The organism is Morganella psychrotolerans, assembly GCF_001676155.1.
GTDB lineage: Bacteria > Pseudomonadota > Gammaproteobacteria > Enterobacterales > Enterobacteriaceae > Morganella > Morganella psychrotolerans.
Window position 1 is genome coordinate 1 of the sequence record NZ_LZEW01000008.1, and the last position, 15,085, is coordinate 15,085.

The 15,085-nt window shown below is 46.8% G+C and carries 30 protein-coding genes and 1 pseudogene; all 31 read left to right on the top strand.

Annotation, left to right across the window (positions count from 1 at the left end; all coding sequences use genetic code 11):
- The coding region (locus AYY16_RS19730; RefSeq protein ID WP_208020734.1) for an EF-Tu C-terminal domain-related protein at positions 1-84 on the top strand (84 nt) is incomplete at its 5' end.
- Positions 85-227: 143 nt separating this feature from the next.
- Positions 228-419: a bacterioferritin-associated ferredoxin gene (gene bfd, locus AYY16_RS09975; RefSeq protein WP_067365765.1), complete on the top strand. Its 192-nt coding sequence runs from the start codon at positions 228-230 to the stop codon at positions 417-419.
- A gap of 121 nt (positions 420-540) precedes the next feature.
- Positions 541-1,018: pseudogene (bfr, locus tag AYY16_RS09980) on the top strand (bacterioferritin).
- Positions 1,019-1,361: 343 nt separating this feature from the next.
- Positions 1,362-1,673, top strand: a complete 312-nt coding sequence (gene rpsJ / locus AYY16_RS09990) for a 30S ribosomal protein S10 (protein ID WP_001181005.1) — start codon at positions 1,362-1,364, stop codon at positions 1,671-1,673.
- 31 nt (positions 1,674-1,704) lie between these two features.
- Positions 1,705-2,334, top strand: a complete 630-nt coding sequence (gene rplC / locus AYY16_RS09995) for a 50S ribosomal protein L3 (protein WP_067365771.1) — start codon at positions 1,705-1,707, stop codon at positions 2,332-2,334.
- Positions 2,335-2,350: 16 nt separating this feature from the next.
- On the top strand, positions 2,351-2,956 hold the full coding sequence (gene rplD, locus AYY16_RS10000; RefSeq protein ID WP_067365773.1) for a 50S ribosomal protein L4: 606 nt from the start codon (positions 2,351-2,353) through the stop codon (positions 2,954-2,956).
- Positions 2,953-3,255 (top strand): 50S ribosomal protein L23, encoded by a 303-nt coding sequence (rplW, locus tag AYY16_RS10005; protein WP_067365775.1) that lies wholly within the window; start codon positions 2,953-2,955, stop codon positions 3,253-3,255. The genes rplD and rplW overlap by 4 nt, the downstream gene beginning before the upstream one ends.
- A 19-nt stretch (positions 3,256-3,274) precedes the next feature.
- The gene (rplB, locus tag AYY16_RS10010) at positions 3,275-4,099 is read left to right on the top strand and encodes a 50S ribosomal protein L2 (RefSeq protein WP_067365780.1); all 825 of its coding nucleotides are present in this window, start codon (positions 3,275-3,277) and stop codon (positions 4,097-4,099) included.
- A 14-nt stretch (positions 4,100-4,113) separates the two neighbouring features.
- Entirely contained in the window at positions 4,114-4,392 is a 279-nt protein-coding gene (gene rpsS / locus AYY16_RS10015) for a 30S ribosomal protein S19 (RefSeq protein ID WP_067365783.1), read from the top strand.
- Between the two features lie 14 nt (positions 4,393-4,406).
- The gene (gene rplV / locus AYY16_RS10020) at positions 4,407-4,739 is read left to right on the top strand and encodes a 50S ribosomal protein L22 (protein WP_067365785.1); all 333 of its coding nucleotides are present in this window, start codon (positions 4,407-4,409) and stop codon (positions 4,737-4,739) included.
- 17 nt (positions 4,740-4,756) lie between these two features.
- Positions 4,757-5,458 carry a 30S ribosomal protein S3 gene (gene rpsC / locus AYY16_RS10025; protein ID WP_067365787.1) on the top strand — a complete coding sequence of 234 codons (702 nt, stop codon included), beginning with the start codon at positions 4,757-4,759 and terminating at the stop codon, positions 5,456-5,458.
- Positions 5,459-5,471: 13 nt separating this feature from the next.
- The gene (gene rplP / locus AYY16_RS10030; RefSeq protein WP_067365789.1) at positions 5,472-5,882 is read left to right on the top strand and encodes a 50S ribosomal protein L16; all 411 of its coding nucleotides are present in this window, start codon (positions 5,472-5,474) and stop codon (positions 5,880-5,882) included.
- Positions 5,882-6,073, top strand: coding sequence for a 50S ribosomal protein L29 (gene rpmC, locus AYY16_RS10035; RefSeq protein WP_027275666.1), 192 nt, complete (start codon positions 5,882-5,884; stop codon positions 6,071-6,073). Before rplP ends, rpmC begins: the two co-directional genes overlap by 1 nt.
- Positions 6,073-6,327 carry a 30S ribosomal protein S17 gene (gene rpsQ, locus AYY16_RS10040; protein WP_067365792.1) on the top strand — a complete coding sequence of 85 codons (255 nt, stop codon included), beginning with the start codon at positions 6,073-6,075 and terminating at the stop codon, positions 6,325-6,327. Before rpmC ends, rpsQ begins: the two co-directional genes overlap by 1 nt.
- A 173-nt stretch (positions 6,328-6,500) precedes the next feature.
- On the top strand, positions 6,501-6,872 hold the full coding sequence (gene rplN / locus AYY16_RS10045) for a 50S ribosomal protein L14 (RefSeq protein ID WP_067365795.1): 372 nt from the start codon (positions 6,501-6,503) through the stop codon (positions 6,870-6,872).
- Between the two features lie 11 nt (positions 6,873-6,883).
- Positions 6,884-7,198, top strand: a complete 315-nt coding sequence (rplX, locus tag AYY16_RS10050; RefSeq protein ID WP_067365797.1) for a 50S ribosomal protein L24 — start codon at positions 6,884-6,886, stop codon at positions 7,196-7,198.
- A 15-nt stretch (positions 7,199-7,213) separates the two neighbouring features.
- Positions 7,214-7,753, top strand: a complete 540-nt coding sequence (gene rplE / locus AYY16_RS10055) for a 50S ribosomal protein L5 (protein WP_067365800.1) — start codon at positions 7,214-7,216, stop codon at positions 7,751-7,753.
- A 12-nt stretch (positions 7,754-7,765) separates the two neighbouring features.
- Positions 7,766-8,071, top strand: coding sequence for a 30S ribosomal protein S14 (gene rpsN / locus AYY16_RS10060; RefSeq protein WP_067365803.1), 306 nt, complete (start codon positions 7,766-7,768; stop codon positions 8,069-8,071).
- 34 nt (positions 8,072-8,105) lie between these two features.
- Positions 8,106-8,498 (top strand): 30S ribosomal protein S8, encoded by a 393-nt coding sequence (rpsH, locus tag AYY16_RS10065; protein WP_067365806.1) that lies wholly within the window; start codon positions 8,106-8,108, stop codon positions 8,496-8,498.
- Positions 8,499-8,513: 15 nt separating this feature from the next.
- Positions 8,514-9,047, top strand: a complete 534-nt coding sequence (gene rplF / locus AYY16_RS10070; RefSeq protein WP_067365809.1) for a 50S ribosomal protein L6 — start codon at positions 8,514-8,516, stop codon at positions 9,045-9,047.
- A gap of 9 nt (positions 9,048-9,056) precedes the next feature.
- Positions 9,057-9,410 (top strand): 50S ribosomal protein L18, encoded by a 354-nt coding sequence (rplR, locus tag AYY16_RS10075; protein WP_067365812.1) that lies wholly within the window; start codon positions 9,057-9,059, stop codon positions 9,408-9,410.
- A gap of 14 nt (positions 9,411-9,424) precedes the next feature.
- Positions 9,425-9,925, top strand: coding sequence for a 30S ribosomal protein S5 (gene rpsE, locus AYY16_RS10080; RefSeq protein WP_067365815.1), 501 nt, complete (start codon positions 9,425-9,427; stop codon positions 9,923-9,925).
- Between the two features lie 6 nt (positions 9,926-9,931).
- Positions 9,932-10,111: a 50S ribosomal protein L30 gene (gene rpmD, locus AYY16_RS10085; protein ID WP_067365818.1), complete on the top strand. Its 180-nt coding sequence runs from the start codon at positions 9,932-9,934 to the stop codon at positions 10,109-10,111.
- Positions 10,112-10,114: 3 nt separating this feature from the next.
- On the top strand, positions 10,115-10,549 hold the full coding sequence (gene rplO, locus AYY16_RS10090; RefSeq protein ID WP_067365820.1) for a 50S ribosomal protein L15: 435 nt from the start codon (positions 10,115-10,117) through the stop codon (positions 10,547-10,549).
- 7 nt (positions 10,550-10,556) lie between these two features.
- Complete coding sequence (gene secY / locus AYY16_RS10095) at positions 10,557-11,888, top strand: preprotein translocase subunit SecY (RefSeq protein WP_067365822.1); 1,332 nt, start codon at positions 10,557-10,559, stop codon at positions 11,886-11,888.
- Between the two features lie 32 nt (positions 11,889-11,920).
- Positions 11,921-12,037 carry a 50S ribosomal protein L36 gene (rpmJ, locus tag AYY16_RS19735; RefSeq protein WP_015422332.1) on the top strand — a complete coding sequence of 39 codons (117 nt, stop codon included), beginning with the start codon at positions 11,921-11,923 and terminating at the stop codon, positions 12,035-12,037.
- 145 nt (positions 12,038-12,182) lie between these two features.
- Complete coding sequence (rpsM, locus tag AYY16_RS10100; protein ID WP_067365825.1) at positions 12,183-12,539, top strand: 30S ribosomal protein S13; 357 nt, start codon at positions 12,183-12,185, stop codon at positions 12,537-12,539.
- A gap of 15 nt (positions 12,540-12,554) precedes the next feature.
- The gene (rpsK, locus tag AYY16_RS10105) at positions 12,555-12,944 is read left to right on the top strand and encodes a 30S ribosomal protein S11 (protein WP_067365829.1); all 390 of its coding nucleotides are present in this window, start codon (positions 12,555-12,557) and stop codon (positions 12,942-12,944) included.
- Positions 12,945-12,980: 36 nt separating this feature from the next.
- On the top strand, positions 12,981-13,601 hold the full coding sequence (gene rpsD, locus AYY16_RS10110; protein WP_067365832.1) for a 30S ribosomal protein S4: 621 nt from the start codon (positions 12,981-12,983) through the stop codon (positions 13,599-13,601).
- 25 nt (positions 13,602-13,626) lie between these two features.
- Positions 13,627-14,616 carry a DNA-directed RNA polymerase subunit alpha gene (locus tag AYY16_RS10115; protein WP_067365835.1) on the top strand — a complete coding sequence of 330 codons (990 nt, stop codon included), beginning with the start codon at positions 13,627-13,629 and terminating at the stop codon, positions 14,614-14,616.
- 37 nt (positions 14,617-14,653) lie between these two features.
- Positions 14,654-15,040 (top strand): 50S ribosomal protein L17, encoded by a 387-nt coding sequence (rplQ, locus tag AYY16_RS10120; protein ID WP_067365837.1) that lies wholly within the window; start codon positions 14,654-14,656, stop codon positions 15,038-15,040.
- The last annotated feature ends 45 nt before the right edge of the window (positions 15,041-15,085 follow it).

Genomic DNA, 15,085 nt, shown 5'->3' on the forward strand with positions numbered 1-15,085 from the left:
GCAATGGATGATGGTCTGCGTTTCGCAATCCGTGAAGGCGGTCGTACCGTCGGCGCGGGTGTTGTAGCGAAAGTAATGAGCTAATTACTGATGTAATCCGAAAAGGGCATCAAATGATGCCCTTTTTTTATATCTGTATTTTGACAGTGCATACCTAAATTTACATAATCGCAATTGTAATAATATTGATTATCATTTACTCTTTGTCTGAATCAGGAGGAATGATAATGTACGTGTGTCTGTGTAATGCCATCAGTGATAAAGCTATTCGTAATGTGGTGCGCCGGCATCAGGTTCATTCGTTTGGTGAATTACGTAAAATTATTCCTGTCGGTAATGAGTGTGGTAAGTGTATCCGCCATGCAAAAACCGTTATCTCGGAAGAGAACATGTCTGTAGCGGTTGACCAGGTCGCCTGAACCCCTCTGATTTATACCCGTCTGTTAATTTTTTTGAACTGTATCGCCATTTTATCGCTGTAATATCCTCACAGCTGAATTGCCGCGTCTATACTAAACAGACCGGAAACAAGGAGGGCATATGAAAGGCGATAAAAAAAATGATCTCCCATTTGAACAAACTGCTTGGAAATGAACTGGTTGCAATTAATCAGTACTTTCTTCATGCGCGTATGTTCAAAAATTGGGGACTAACTAAGCTTAATAATAAAGAATATGAAGAATCAATAGATGAGATGAAACACGCCGATGAATATATTGAGCGTATTTTATTTCTGGAAGGGCTTCCGAATCTTCAGGATCTCGGCAAGCTGAATATTGGTGAAGACGTTGAAGAAATGCTTAAATCTGATCTTCAGCTGGAACTGGATGGCGCCAAAGATTTACGTGAAGCTATCGCCTATGCTGATTCCAAACAAGACTATGTCAGCCGTGATTTAATGATTAAAATCCTGGCGGAAGAAGAGTCGCATATTGACTGGATTGAAACGCAGTTAGATCTGATAGCCCGTGTTGGCTTGCAAAACTATCAGCAGGCTCAGATGGCTGAAGATGAATAAGCGTAAATAAAAATACATTATGAAACCGCCGGAAGATATTCTTACCGGCGGTTTTTTTTTATTCTGTGATGTGCAGGTGTTTGCATCCGCCAAAACGATGGCGGAGATAATTTGCACAAATCCCGGTTTGTTGCTTGCTTTCAGCTTTTATCCACGTATAATACGCGGGCTTACCAATAGAGTAAGCCTGGTTGATACCAGCATTAAATGGCTGATGTTTAGCCCTTTATGAAAATATTCCCGATATGGGGATTACATCGAGAATGATTACACTCCCCCGTCAATCGAAATGGGTGCGAGGAGTAATTTTTTACGTTTATAAAATAGTTGGAGCTCTGGTCTCATGCAGAACCAAAGAATCCGTATCCGCCTTAAAGCTTTTGATCATCGCCTTATCGATCAATCAACTGCGGAAATCGTAGAGACTGCTAAGCGCACTGGTGCGCAAGTTCGTGGTCCTATCCCGCTGCCGACCCGTAAAGAGCGTTTTACCGTTCTGATTTCACCGCACGTCAATAAAGATGCGCGCGATCAGTACGAAATTCGCACTCACAAGCGTCTGGTTGACATCGTTGAGCCAACTGAAAAAACCGTTGATGCTCTGATGCGTCTGGATCTGGCTGCCGGCGTTGACGTGCAGATCAGCCTGGGTTAATCAGGTATCAATTGATTGAGAGGTTGAAACAATGATTGGTTTAGTCGGTAAAAAAGTGGGTATGACCCGCATCTTCACTGAAGATGGCGTATCAATCCCTGTTACTGTTATCGAAATCGAAAATAACCGCGTAACTCAGGTTAAATCTGAAGATACTGATGGTTATCGTGCAGTTCAGGTTACCACCGGCAGCAAAAAAGCAAGCCGTGTGAACAAACCTAAAGCTGGACATTTCGCAAAAGCTGGTGTTGAAGCTGGTCGTCTGTTACGTGAATTCCGCCTGTCAGAAGGTGAAGAATTTACTGTTGGCCAAAGCATCAGTGTTGAAATTTTCGCTGACGTTAAGAAAGTTGACGTTACCGGTACATCCAAAGGTAAGGGCTTCGCTGGTACTGTTAAGCGTTGGAACTTCCGTACTCAGGATGCTACCCACGGTAACTCCTTGTCTCACCGTGCTCCGGGTTCTATCGGTCAGAACCAGACTCCGGGTAAGGTATTTAAAGGCAAGAAAATGGCAGGTCAACTGGGTAACGAACGCGTAACCGTTCAGAGCCTGGATGTCGTTCGCGTTGACGCTGAACGCAACCTGCTGCTGGTAAAAGGTGCTGTCCCGGGTGCAACCGGTAGCAACCTGATTGTTAAACCAGCTGTCAAGGCTTAACGTCGAGGAGATAGGAATGGAATTGGTAATGAAAGACGCGCAAAGCGCGCTGACTGTTTCCGAAACTACCTTCGGGCGTGATTTCAATGAAGCACTTGTCCATCAAGTAGTTGTTGCTTACGCAGCTGGTGCTCGTCAAGGTACACGTGCTCAGAAAACTCGTGCTGAAGTTACTGGGTCTGGTAAAAAACCATGGCGCCAAAAAGGTACTGGTCGTGCTCGAGCTGGTTCTGTTAAGAGTCCAATCTGGCGCTCTGGTGGTATCACGTTCGCTGCGAAACCACAGGACCACAGTCAAAAAGTTAACAAAAAGATGTACCGCGGCGCGCTGAAAAGCATTCTGTCCGAGTTGGTACGTCAGGATCGTCTGATTATCGTCGAAAATTTTGCTGTCGAAGCGCCTAAAACTAAGCTGCTGGTACAGAAATTGAAAGACATGGCGTTAGAAGACGTGATGATTATCACCCACGAAGTTGATGAGAACTTGTTCTTAGCAGCTCGCAACCTGTACAAGGTTGACGTGCGTGATGTCACTGCTATTGATCCGGTCAGTCTGATCGCGTTCAAAAAAGTAGTGATGACTGCTGAAGCAGTTAAGCAAGTTGAGGAGATGCTGGCATGATCCGTGAAGAACGTCTGCTAAAAGTACTGCGCGCGCCGCACGTATCTGAAAAAGCGTCTACCGCGATGGAAAAAACAAATACCATCGTGCTCAAAGTTGCTAAAGACGCGACTAAAGCTGAAGTTAAAGCTGCAGTTGAAAAACTGTTTGAAGTCAAAGTTGAAGGTGTTAACACTCTGCTTGTTAAAGGCAAAGTGAAGCGCCACGGTCAGCGTTCCGGTCGTCGTAGTGACTGGAAAAAAGCTTACGTCACCCTGCAGGAAGGCCAGAATCTGGACTTCGTCGGCGGCGCTGAATAAGTCGGAGGAGTAAAGAACAATGGCAATTGTTAAATGTAAACCTACGTCTCCGGGTCGTCGCCACGTTGTTAAAGTGGTTAACCCTGAGCTTCATAAGGGCAAGCCTTACGCCCCACTGCTTGAGAAAAACAACAAGTCAGGTGGTCGTAACAACAATGGCCGTATCACTACCCGTCACATCGGTGGTGGTCATAAGCAGAATTACCGTATTATTGACTTTAAACGCAATAAAGACGGTATCCCGGCTGTTGTGGAACGTTTGGAATATGATCCAAATCGTTCAGCAAATATTGCTCTGGTATTGTACAAAGACGGCGAACGCCGTTATATCCTGGCGCCTAAAGGTCTGAAAGCTGGTGATCAAATCCAGTCAGGTGTTGATGCTGCAATCAAAGCGGGTAACGCTTTGCCAATGCGCAACATCCCGGTTGGTTCTACTGTTCATAACGTAGAAATGAAACCAGGTAAAGGCGGTCAGTTAGCACGTTCTGCAGGTACTTACGTTCAGATCGTTGCGCGTGATGGTGCATATGTCACTATCCGTCTGCGCTCCGGTGAAATGCGTAAAATTCCTTCAGATTGCCGTGCAACTTTAGGTGAAGTTGGTAACGCTGAACACATGCTGCGCGTTCTGGGTAAAGCTGGTGCAAGTCGCTGGCGTGGTATTCGTCCTACCGTTCGCGGTACTGCGATGAACCCAGTTGACCATCCACATGGTGGTGGTGAAGGTCGTAACTTTGGTAAACACCCTGTAACACCTTGGGGCGTTCAGACTAAAGGTAAGAAGACCCGTAAAAACAAACGCACTGAACACTTCATCGTTCATCGTCGTACTAAGAAATAATTAGAGGATAAGCCATGCCACGTTCTCTCAAGAAAGGTCCTTTTATTGACCTGCACTTGCTGAAGAAGGTAGAGAAAGCGGTGGAAAGCGGTGACAAAAAGCCTGTTAAGACTTGGTCCCGTCGTTCAACGATCTTTCCTAACATGATCGGTTTGACCATCGCTGTCCATAATGGTCGTCAGCATGTTCCTGTTTATGTCACCGATGAAATGGTCGGTCATAAATTGGGCGAATTCGCGCCGACTCGTACTTATCGCGGCCATGTGGCTGATAAAAAAGCCAAAAAGAAATAAGGTAGGAGGAAGAGATGGAAACTATTGCTATGCATCGCCACGCTCGTTCTTCTGCTCAGAAGGTTCGCCTGGTGGCTGACCTGATCCGCGGTAAGAAAGTGTCGCAAGCTCTGGAAATTTTAGCTTTTACCAACAAGAAAGCTGCTGGTTTAGTTAAGAAAGTCCTGGAGTCTGCTATTGCTAACGCAGAACACAACGATGGCGCTGACATCGATGATCTGAAAGTAGCGAAGATTTTCGTTGACGACGGCCCAACCATGAAGCGCATCATGCCTCGTGCAAAAGGTCGTGCAGATCGTATTCTTAAGCGCACCAGCCACATTACTGTGGTTGTGTCCGATCGCTGAGACTCTGGAGACTAGCAATGGGTCAGAAAGTACATCCAAATGGTATTCGCCTGGGTATTGTTAAACCTTGGAACTCTACTTGGTTTGCGAACACCAAAGAATTCGCTGACAATCTGGACGGCGATTTCAAAGTACGTAAGTACTTAACAAAAGAACTGGAAAAAGCGTCAGTATCACGCATCGTTATCGAACGTCCGGCTAAAAGCATTCGTGTGACTATTCACACTGCCCGCCCCGGTATCGTTATCGGTAAGAAAGGCGAAGACGTCGAGAAACTGCGTAAAAAAGTTTCAGACATCGCTGGCGTACCTGCGCAAATTAATATTGCCGAAGTACGTAAACCTGAGCTTGACGCAAAATTAGTTGCTGACAGTATCACTTCACAGCTGGAACGTCGTGTTATGTTCCGTCGTGCTATGAAGCGTGCTGTACAGAACGCAATGCGTTTAGGCGCTAAAGGTATTAAAGTGGAAGTAAGCGGTCGTTTAGGCGGCGCTGAAATCGCTCGTACTGAGTGGTATCGTGAAGGCCGTGTGCCTTTGCATACCCTGCGTGCAGACATCGATTACAACACATCTGAAGCACAAACTACTTATGGTGTGATCGGCGTTAAAGTGTGGATCTTCAAAGGCGAGATCCTGGGTGGCATGGCTGCAGTTGAACTGGCGGAAAAACCGTCTGCTCAACCTAAAAAACAGCAGCGTAAAGGCCGTAAGTAAGGAGAGTCGCTGAATGTTACAACCAAAGCGTACAAAATTCCGTAAGATGCACAAAGGCCGTAACCGCGGTCTGGCAGCTGGCGCGGATGTGAGCTTCGGCACTTATGGTCTGAAAGCTGTTGGCCGTGGTCGTCTGACTGCCCGTCAGATCGAAGCAGCACGTCGTGCTATGACCCGTGCAGTTAAGCGTCAGGGTAAAATCTGGATCCGTGTGTTCCCAGACAAACCTATCACTGAAAAACCTCTTGAAGTGCGTATGGGTAAAGGTAAAGGTAACGTAGAATATTGGGTTGCCTTAATCCAGCCTGGCAAAGTCCTGTACGAAATGGACGGCGTATCAGAAGAGCTTGCTCGTGAAGCATTCAAGCTGGCAGCAGCTAAACTGCCTATCAAAACCACCTTTGTAACTAAGACGGTGATGTAATGAAAGCAAAAGAGCTGCGTGAAAAAAGCGTTGAAGAGCTGAACACTGAGCTGCTGAACCTGCTGCGCGAGCAATTTAACCTGCGTATGCAAGCGGCAAGCGGCCAGTTACAACAGTCTCATCTGTTGAAACAAGTGCGTCGTAATGTTGCACGTGTTAAGACTTTATTGACTGAGAAGGCGGGTGCGTAATGACCGATAAAATCCGTACTCTGCAAGGTCGTGTTGTTAGTGACAAAATGGAGAAATCCATTGTTGTAACTATCGAGCGTATGGTGAAACACCCGCTGTATGGTAAGTTCATCAAACGTACGACCAAACTGCACGTACATGATGAGAACAATGAATGTGGTACAGGGGATCTCGTTGAAATTCGCGAAACCCGTCCACTGTCTAAGACTAAATCTTGGGCCTTAGTTCGCATCTTAGAAAAAGCAGAGCTGTAATAGCCTGGTTTTCTGGTGTAGAATAAACGGCTCGGCTTTATGAGCCGTTTATTTTTTGCTATCCATAACGAAGATGTGGTGTTATAATGCCGCGCCCTCGATATATGGGTATTTGGACAGCCATTCCCTTTTGGACTGGCTCAGTAGTAGTTGACTTTTAGCGGAGCACTAAAATGATCCAAGAACAGACTATGCTGACCGTTGCCGATAACTCCGGTGCACGTCGCGTAATGTGTATCAAGGTTCTAGGTGGCTCGCACCGTCGCTACGCAGCCGTAGGCGACATTATCAAAATTACCATCAAGGAAGCAATTCCGCGTGGTAAAGTTAAAAAAGGTGATGTTCTGAAAGCAGTAGTGGTGCGCACCAAGAAGGGTGTTCGTCGCCCTGACGGTTCTGTCATTCGCTTCGATAGCAACGCTTGTGTATTGTTAAACAATAACAGCGAGCAAGTTATCGGTACGCGTATTTTTGGGCCGGTAACTCGTGAACTTCGTAACGAGAAGTTTATGAAAATTATCTCACTGGCACCTGAAGTACTCTAAGGAGCGGCACTATGGCAGCGAAAATCCGTCGTGATGACGAAATTATTGTGCTAACCGGGAAAGACAAAGGTAAGCGCGGTAAAGTAAAACAGGTTCTTTCTTCCGGGAAAGTCCTCGTTGAAGGTATCAATCTGGTTAAGAAACATCAGAAGCCGGTTCCGGCCCTGAACCAACCAGGTGGCATCGTTGAAAAAGAAGCTGCAATTCAGGTTTCTAACGTTGCAATCTTCAATGCGGCAACCGGCAAGGCTGACCGTGTAGGTTTTAGATTCGAAGACGGCAAAAAAGTCCGTTTCTTCAAATCTAACAGCGAAACTATCAAGTAACTTTTGGAGTATACGATGGCGAAACTGCATGATTTTTATAAAGACGATGTAGTTAAACAACTGATGTCTCAGTTTAGCTACAATTCTGTCATGCAAGTCCCTCGGGTCGAGAAGATCACCCTGAATATGGGTGTTGGTGAAGCAATTGCTGATAAAAAACTGCTGGATAATGCAGCGGCTGACTTAGCAGCAATCTCTGGTCAAAAGCCATTGATCACCAAAGCACGCAAATCTGTTGCAGGCTTCAAAATCCGCCAGGGCTATCCAATCGGCTGTAAAGTAACCCTGCGTGGCGAACGCATGTGGGAGTTCTTTGAGCGTCTGATTTCTATTGCTGTACCACGTATTCGTGACTTCCGCGGTTTATCCGCTAAGTCTTTCGATGGTCGCGGTAACTACAGCATGGGCGTACGTGAACAAATCATCTTCCCTGAAATCGATTACGATAAAGTGGATCGTGTACGTGGTCTTGATATTACTATCACTACCACAGCGAAATCAGATGATGAAGGTCGCGCACTGTTATCAGCGTTTAACTTCCCGTTTCGCAAGTAAGGCAGGGTATTCATGGCTAAGAAATCTATGAAAGCGCGTGATGTAAAGCGTGCAAATTTAGCTGAGAAATTCTTCGCAAAACGCGCAGAACTGAAAGCTACCATCTCCGATGTTAATTCATCAGATGAAGATCGTTGGGATGCTGTTCTGAAGCTTCAATCTCTGCCACGTGATTCCAGTCCTTCTCGTCAGCGTAACCGTTGCCGCCAAACCGGGCGTCCACATGGTTTTCTGCGGAAGTTTGGCTTAAGCCGTATTAAGGTCCGTGAAGCCGCTATGCGCGGTGAAATCCCTGGCCTTAAGAAAGCAAGCTGGTAATTGTCACCATTTTGAATCACGGGAGTAAAGACAGATGAGCATGCAAGATCCCATCGCGGATATGCTGACCCGTATCCGTAACGGTCAGACCGCGAATAAAGTTGCGGTCACCATGCCTTCCTCCAAGCTGAAAGTGGCAATTGCCAACGTGCTGAAGGAAGAAGGTTATATTGAAGATTTTAAAATCGAAGGCGACACCAAGCCGGAACTGGAATTAACTCTCAAGTATTTCCAGGGTCAGGCTGTTGTAGAAAGTATTCAACGCGTAAGCCGCCCAAGTCTGCGTATTTATAAGCGCAAAGACGATCTGCCACAAGTTATGGCAGGTATGGGTATCGCAGTTATTTCTACATCTAAAGGTGTAATGACTGATCGTGCAGCTCGCCAGGCTGGTCTTGGTGGCGAGATTCTCTGCTACGTAGCATAATATCGGGAGGAAAGCATGTCTCGTGTTGCAAAAGCACCCGTCGTCATTCCTGCCGGCGTAGAGGTAAAACTCAACGGTCAGGTTATTTCGATTAAGGGTAAAAACGGCGAGCTGAGCCGTAATGTCCACAACGCTGTAGAAGTTCAACAAGCGGACAACCAGTTAACATTTGGTCCACGTGACGGTTATACCGACGCATGGGCACAAGCTGGTACAACTCGTGCGCTGGTTAACGCTATGGTTGTTGGTGTTACCGAAGGCTTCTCTAAGAAGCTGCAACTGGTAGGTGTAGGTTATCGTGCCGCTATCAAAGGTGATGTAGTAAACCTGTCTGTAGGTTTCTCTCATCCGGTTGAGCACAAACTACCGGCAGGTGTTACTGCTGAATGTCCGACACAAACTGAAATCGTACTGAAAGGTGCTGATAAGCAGGTAGTTGGCCAGATAGCAGCAGACCTGAGAGCCTATCGTCGCCCTGAACCTTATAAAGGTAAAGGTATTCGCTACGCCGACGAAGTCGTGCGTATTAAAGAGGCTAAGAAGAAGTAAGGTAACACTATGGATAAGAAAGCAGCTCGTATCCGTCGTGCGACCCGCGCACGCCGCAAGCTCCAGGAACTTGGTGCGACGCGCCTGGTGGTACATCGTACCCCACGCCATATTTATGCGCAGGTTATTGCACCAAACGGTTCTGAAACGTTGGTTGCCGCTTCTACTTTAGAAAAAGCTATCAGCGAGCAAGTAAAAAGCACAGGAAACAAAGATGCCGCAATCGCAGTAGGTAAAATTATTGCTGAGCGCGCACTGGAAAAAGGGATCACTCGTGTTTCCTTTGACCGTTCTGGTTTCCAATATCATGGTCGAGTCCAGGCACTGGCAGATGCTGCCCGTGAAGCTGGCCTACAGTTCTAAGGTAGAGGTGTAAGATGGCACACATCGAAAAACAGGCTGGCGAACTGCAGGAAAAGCTAATCGCGGTAAACCGCGTATCTAAAACTGTTAAAGGTGGTCGTATCTTCAGTTTCACTGCATTGACTGTAGTGGGTGATGGTAATGGTCGCGTTGGTTTTGGTTACGGTAAAGCACGCGAAGTTCCGGCAGCAATCCAGAAAGCGATGGAGAAAGCCCGTCGCAACATGAGAACCGTTGCACTCAACAGCGGTACGTTATTCCACCCAGTGAAAGGCACACACACCGGTTCCCGCGTGTTTATGCAGCCTGCTCACGAAGGTACCGGTATTATTGCCGGTGGTGCAATGCGTGCTGTGCTTGACGTCGCCGGTGTTCGCAACGTTCTGGCTAAAACCTACGGTTCCACGAATCCAATGAACGTTGTTCGTGCAACGCTGGACGCTTTAGATAGCATGAAGTCTCCGGAAATGGTTGCAGCTAAGCGTGGTAAATCCGTCGAAGAAATTCTGGGGTAATGGACCATGGCTAAGACTATTAAAATTACACAAATCCGCAGCTCAATCGGCCGCCTGCCTAAACACAAGGCAACGCTGGTCGGTTTAGGTCTGCGTCATATTGGTCACACTGTTGAACGCGAAGATACACCTGCGGTTCGTGGTATGGTCAATCGTATTTCCTATATGGTTAAGGTTGAGGAGTAACAGATGCAATTAAATACTCTGTCTCCGGCAGCAGGTGCTAAACACGCACCAAGACGTGTAGGTCGTGGTATTGGTTCAGGTCTCGGTAAAACCGCCGGCCGTGGTCACAAAGGTCAGAGCTCTCGTTCTGGCGGTGGCGTACGTCGTGGGTTTGAAGGTGGCCAGATGCCTTTATATCGTCGTCTGCCAAAATTCGGCTTTACTTCACGTAAAGCGATGGTCACTGCTGAGATCCGTTTATCTGATCTGCAGTTGATCGAAGGCGATGAAATCGATCTCAATGTATTGAAAGCCGCAAACGTTATTGGTCCGCAGATTGAATACGCGAAAGTGTTTCTTTCAGGTGAACTGACTCGTGCAGTTACTGTACGCGGCCTGCGTGTTACTAAAGGCGCTCGTGCTGTTATCGAAGCTGCTGGCGGTAAAATCGAGGAATAAGTAACAGATGGCAAAGCAACCAGGTACAGATTTCCAAAGTGCTAAAGGCGGAGTAGGTGAGTTAAAGCGTCGTTTACTGTTTGTTATCGGCGCACTGATTGTTTTCCGTATTGGTTCTTTTATTCCTATCCCTGGTATTGATGCCACTGTTCTTGCGAAATTGCTCGAGCAACAACAGGGCACCATCATTGAAATGTTTAACATGTTCTCTGGTGGTGCGTTGAGTCGTGCTTCTATCTTTGCGCTGGGTATCATGCCGTATATTTCGGCATCTATTATTATCCAGCTTCTGAGTGTGGTTAATCCACGCTTAGCGGAGATTAAGAAAGAAGGGGAAGCTGGCCGTCGTAAGATTAGCCAGTACACCCGGTATAGTACGTTAGTCCTCGCGATTTTCCAGTCTATCGGTATCGCGACCGGCTTACCAAATATGCCTGGTATGCAGGGTCTGGTAATTAATCCGGGCTTTGCATTCTATTTCACGGCTGTTGTAAGTTTGGTGACGGGAACTATGTTCCTGATGTGGCTTGGTGAACAGATTACTGAACGTGGTATCGGTAACGGTATCTCAATCATTATCTTCGCAGGTATTGTCGCGGGTTTACCGTCGGCAATCGGTCACACCATCGAGCAGGCTCGTCAAGGCGAACTGCACTTCCTCCTGTTGCTATTGGTTGCAGTTTTAGTGTTTGCGGTTACTTGCTTTGTTGTCTTCATGGAGCGTGGTCAGCGTCGTATCGTCGTTAACTATGCAAAACGTCAGCAAGGCCGCCGTGTATATGCGGCACAAAGTACACATTTACCGTTGAAAGTGAATATGGCGGGTGTAATTCCTGCAATTTTTGCTTCCAGTATTATCCTGTTCCCTGGTACAATTGCATCTTGGTTCGGTGATGGTACGGGTTGGGATTGGCTGACGACAATTTCTATGTATCTGCAGCCGGGCCAGCCGCTCTATGTGTTACTTTATGCTACTGCAATCATATTCTTCTGTTTCTTTTATACCGCATTGGTATTTAATCCAAGAGAAACAGCAGATAACCTGAAGAAGTCCGGTGCATTTGTACCAGGAATTCGTCCGGGAGAGCAAACGGCCAAGTACATCGATAAAGTAATGACTCGTTTAACATTAGTTGGCGCGTTGTATATTACCTTTATCTGCCTAATCCCGGAGTTCATGCGTGACGCAATGAAAGTACCTTTCTACTTTGGTGGTACTTCCCTCTTAATCGTGGTTGTTGTTATCATGGACTTTATGGCTCAAGTGCAAACTCTGATGATGTCAAGTCAGTATGAGTCTGCATTGAAAAAAGCGAACCTCAAAGGTTATAACCGTTAATTCGGTGGCTTTAGAAGTTACGGAGAGTAAAAATGAAAGTTCGTGCTTCCGTCAAGAAATTATGCCGTAACTGCAAAATCGTTAAGCGTCACGGTGTCGTGCGTGTGATTTGCAGTGCTGAGCCTAAGCATAAACAGCGTCAAGGCTAATAAAAAGCATATTTTTCTTGCAAAGTTGGGTTGAGCTGGCTAAATTAGCCAGCCAATCTTTTGGTTAAATGCGGTTTTACTGTTTGAGTATCCTGAAAACGGGCTTTTCAGAACAGTATTACCCCAAATTATTTAGGAGTGCATAGTGGCCCGTATAGCAGGCATTAACATTCCTGATCATAAACATGCCGTAATTGCATTAACATCAATTTTCGGTATCGGCTTAACCCGTTCACAGTCTATCTGTAAAGCGACGGGTATTGCTGAAAATGTTAAGATCAGTGAGCTATCTGAAGAGCAAATCGACCAGCTGCGTGACGAAGTTGCTAAATACGTTGTAGAAGGTGACTTGCGCCGTGAAGTGACCCTCAGCATCAAACGTCTTATGGACATTGGTTGCTATCGTGGTTTACGCCATCGTCGTGGTCTTCCAGTACGCGGTCAGCGTACCAAGACTAACGCACGTACCCGCAAGGGTCCGCGTAAGCCGATCAAGAAATAATCGGGGAATCTTATAATGGCAAAAGCACCTGTTCGTGCACGCAAGCGTGTAAGAAAACAAGTCTCTGACGGTGTGGCTCATGTCCATGCTTCTTTCAACAACACAATCGTTACTATTACTGATCGTCAGGGTAACGCATTAGGTTGGGCAACTGCCGGTGGTTCCGGTTTCCGTGGTTCTCGTAAATCAACTCCATTCGCAGCACAAGTTGCAGCAGAACGTTGCGCAGAGGCTGTGAAAGAGTACGGTATTAAGAATCTGGAAGTTATGGTTAAAGGACCTGGTCCTGGCCGTGAGTCAACTGTTCGCGCGTTAAACGCGGCCGGTTTCCGCATCACGAATATTACTGATGTGACTCCGATCCCTCATAACGGTTGTCGTCCTCCGAAAAAACGTCGCGTTTAATCGCTCTTACGTTTTTAGGATAGTTGGAGAAAGAAAATGGCTAGATATTTGGGTCCTAAGCTCAAGCTGAGCCGTCGCGAGGGAACAGACCTCTTTCTGAAGTCTGGTGTTCGCGCGATTGACACCAAGTGTAAATTAGATCAAGCACCAGGCCAGCACGGCGCACGTAAACCGCGTCTGTCTGATTATGGTGTTCAGTTACGTGAAAAACAAAAAGTTCGTCGTATGTACGGCGTGCTGGAACGTCAGTTCCGTAACTACTATAAAGAAGCAACTCGTCTTAAAGGCAACACAGGTGAAAACCTGCTGACTCTGCTGGAAGGCCGTTTAGATAACGTTATTTATCGTATGGGCTTTGGTGCGACGCGTGCAGAATCACGTCAAATCGTCGGACATAAAGCTGTAATGGTAAATGGCCGTGTCGTAAACATTGCTTCTTATCAGGTTTCCCCTAACGACGTAATCAGCATTCGTGAAAAAGCGAAAAAACAGTCTCGTATTAAGGCTGCTTTAGAGCTGGCTGAGCAGCGTGAAAAACCAACTTGGTTGGAAGTTGATGCTGCGAAAATGGAAGGTGTGTTCAAACGTATTCCTGAGCGTACTGACCTTTCTGCTGATATTAACGAGCACCTGATCGTCGAGCTTTACTCCAAGTAAAGCTTAGCACCAAAGAGAGGACACAATGCAGGGTTCTGTGACAGAGTTTCTAAAACCGCGCCTGGTTGATATCGAGCAAATCAGTTCGACGCACGCCAAGGTGACCCTTGAACCATTAGAGCGTGGCTTCGGTCATACTCTGGGTAACGCACTGCGCCGTATTCTGCTTTCGTCTATGCCGGGTTGTGCGGTAACTGAGGTTGAGATTGATGGTGTACTCCATGAGTACAGCACTAAAGAAGGTGTACAGGAAGACATCCTGGAAATTCTGCTCAACCTGAAAGGGCTGGCGGTAAAGCTTCAGGGGAAAGATGATGTTATCTTAACCTTGAATAAATCTGGCATTGGCCCTGTGACTGCAGCCGACATCATCCATGACGGTGATGTTGAGATCGTCAAGCCGGAGCACGTAATTTGCCATCTCACTGACGAAGGCGCATCTATTAACATGCGCATTAAAGTTCAGCGTGGTCGTGGTTATGTTCCGGCGTCTGCCCGAATTCATTCGGAAGAAGATGAGCGCCCAATCGGTCGTCTGTTAGTAGACGCGTGCTACAGCCCAGTTGAGCGTATTGCTTACAATGTTGAAGCAGCACGTGTTGAGCAGCGCACTGATTTGGATAAATTGGTCATCGAAATGGAAACTAACGGTACAATTGATCCAGAAGAATCAATTCGCCGTGCAGCGACTATTTTGGCTGAACAGCTGGAAGCTTTTGTTGACTTACGTGATGTTCGTCAGCCAGAAGTGAAAGAAGAGAAGCCAGAATTCGATCCGATTTTACTGCGCCCTGTAGACGATCTCGAATTGACTGTCCGCTCTGCTAACTGTCTCAAGGCAGAAGCAATCCACTACATCGGTGATCTGGTTCAGCGTACAGAAGTTGAGTTGCTCAAAACGCCTAACCTCGGTAAGAAATCACTTACTGAAATTAAAGACGTTCTGGCATCTCGTGGCTTATCTCTGGGCATGCGCCTGGAAAACTGGCCACCGGCAAGTATTGCTGACGAATAAGATCACAGGTTAAGGTTTTACTGAGAAGGATAAGGTCATGCGCCATCGTATGAGTGGTCGTCAATTGAACCGCAACAGCAGCCATCGCCAAGCTATGTTTCGTAACATGGCCGGTTCTTTAGTTCGTCATGAGATAATCAAGACGACTTTGCCTAAAGCAAAAGAACTGCGTCGCGTTGTTGAGCCGTTGATTACCCTGGCTAAAACGGATAGCGTTGCTAACCGTCGTTTAGCTTTCGCCCGTACTCGTGATAACGAGATCGTGGCAAAACTGTTCAACGAACTGGGCCCGCGTTTCGCACAGCGTGCAGGTGGTTACACCCGCATTCTGAAATGTGGTTTCCGTACCGGTGACAATGCTCCAATGGCTTACATTGAGCTTGTTGACCGTGCTGAATCCCAGACGGAAGCAGTAGCAGAGTAATCTGTTGCTGTGTAAAAAAACCGGGTTTTACCCGGTTTTTTTATT

Excerpts from the sequence above, each read along its gene's own strand:
- rplX (WP_067365797.1), top strand. The coding sequence starts at position 6,884 with ATGGCAGCGAAAATCCGTCGTGATGACGAAATTATTGTGCTAACCGGG.
- rpsQ (WP_067365792.1), top strand. The coding sequence starts at position 6,073 with ATGACCGATAAAATCCGTACTCTGCAAGGTCGTGTTGTTAGTGACAAA.
- rplQ (WP_067365837.1), top strand. The coding sequence starts at position 14,654 with ATGCGCCATCGTATGAGTGGTCGTCAATTGAACCGCAACAGCAGCCAT.
- rplE (WP_067365800.1), top strand. The coding sequence starts at position 7,214 with ATGGCGAAACTGCATGATTTTTATAAAGACGATGTAGTTAAACAACTG.
- rpmD (WP_067365818.1), top strand. The coding sequence starts at position 9,932 with ATGGCTAAGACTATTAAAATTACACAAATCCGCAGCTCAATCGGCCGC.
- rpsD (WP_067365832.1), top strand. The coding sequence starts at position 12,981 with ATGGCTAGATATTTGGGTCCTAAGCTCAAGCTGAGCCGTCGCGAGGGA.
- rplD (WP_067365773.1), top strand. The coding sequence starts at position 2,351 with ATGGAATTGGTAATGAAAGACGCGCAAAGCGCGCTGACTGTTTCCGAA.
- rpsE (WP_067365815.1), top strand. The coding sequence starts at position 9,425 with ATGGCACACATCGAAAAACAGGCTGGCGAACTGCAGGAAAAGCTAATC.
- rpmC (WP_027275666.1), top strand. The coding sequence starts at position 5,882 with ATGAAAGCAAAAGAGCTGCGTGAAAAAAGCGTTGAAGAGCTGAACACT.
- rplF (WP_067365809.1), top strand. The coding sequence starts at position 8,514 with ATGTCTCGTGTTGCAAAAGCACCCGTCGTCATTCCTGCCGGCGTAGAG.
- secY (WP_067365822.1), top strand. The coding sequence starts at position 10,557 with ATGGCAAAGCAACCAGGTACAGATTTCCAAAGTGCTAAAGGCGGAGTA.
- rplW (WP_067365775.1), top strand. The coding sequence starts at position 2,953 with ATGATCCGTGAAGAACGTCTGCTAAAAGTACTGCGCGCGCCGCACGTA.
- rpsJ (WP_001181005.1), top strand. The coding sequence starts at position 1,362 with ATGCAGAACCAAAGAATCCGTATCCGCCTTAAAGCTTTTGATCATCGC.
- rplN (WP_067365795.1), top strand. The coding sequence starts at position 6,501 with ATGATCCAAGAACAGACTATGCTGACCGTTGCCGATAACTCCGGTGCA.
- rplB (WP_067365780.1), top strand. The coding sequence starts at position 3,275 with ATGGCAATTGTTAAATGTAAACCTACGTCTCCGGGTCGTCGCCACGTT.
- rpsS (WP_067365783.1), top strand. The coding sequence starts at position 4,114 with ATGCCACGTTCTCTCAAGAAAGGTCCTTTTATTGACCTGCACTTGCTG.
- rpsK (WP_067365829.1), top strand. The coding sequence starts at position 12,555 with ATGGCAAAAGCACCTGTTCGTGCACGCAAGCGTGTAAGAAAACAAGTC.
- rplV (WP_067365785.1), top strand. The coding sequence starts at position 4,407 with ATGGAAACTATTGCTATGCATCGCCACGCTCGTTCTTCTGCTCAGAAG.
- rpsN (WP_067365803.1), top strand. The coding sequence starts at position 7,766 with ATGGCTAAGAAATCTATGAAAGCGCGTGATGTAAAGCGTGCAAATTTA.
- rpsC (WP_067365787.1), top strand. The coding sequence starts at position 4,757 with ATGGGTCAGAAAGTACATCCAAATGGTATTCGCCTGGGTATTGTTAAA.
- rplP (WP_067365789.1), top strand. The coding sequence starts at position 5,472 with ATGTTACAACCAAAGCGTACAAAATTCCGTAAGATGCACAAAGGCCGT.
- rplO (WP_067365820.1), top strand. The coding sequence starts at position 10,115 with ATGCAATTAAATACTCTGTCTCCGGCAGCAGGTGCTAAACACGCACCA.
- AYY16_RS10115 (WP_067365835.1), top strand. The coding sequence starts at position 13,627 with ATGCAGGGTTCTGTGACAGAGTTTCTAAAACCGCGCCTGGTTGATATC.
- rplR (WP_067365812.1), top strand. The coding sequence starts at position 9,057 with ATGGATAAGAAAGCAGCTCGTATCCGTCGTGCGACCCGCGCACGCCGC.
- bfd (WP_067365765.1), top strand. The coding sequence starts at position 228 with ATGTACGTGTGTCTGTGTAATGCCATCAGTGATAAAGCTATTCGTAAT.
- rpsH (WP_067365806.1), top strand. The coding sequence starts at position 8,106 with ATGAGCATGCAAGATCCCATCGCGGATATGCTGACCCGTATCCGTAAC.
- rplC (WP_067365771.1), top strand. The coding sequence starts at position 1,705 with ATGATTGGTTTAGTCGGTAAAAAAGTGGGTATGACCCGCATCTTCACT.
- rpmJ (WP_015422332.1), top strand. The coding sequence starts at position 11,921 with ATGAAAGTTCGTGCTTCCGTCAAGAAATTATGCCGTAACTGCAAAATC.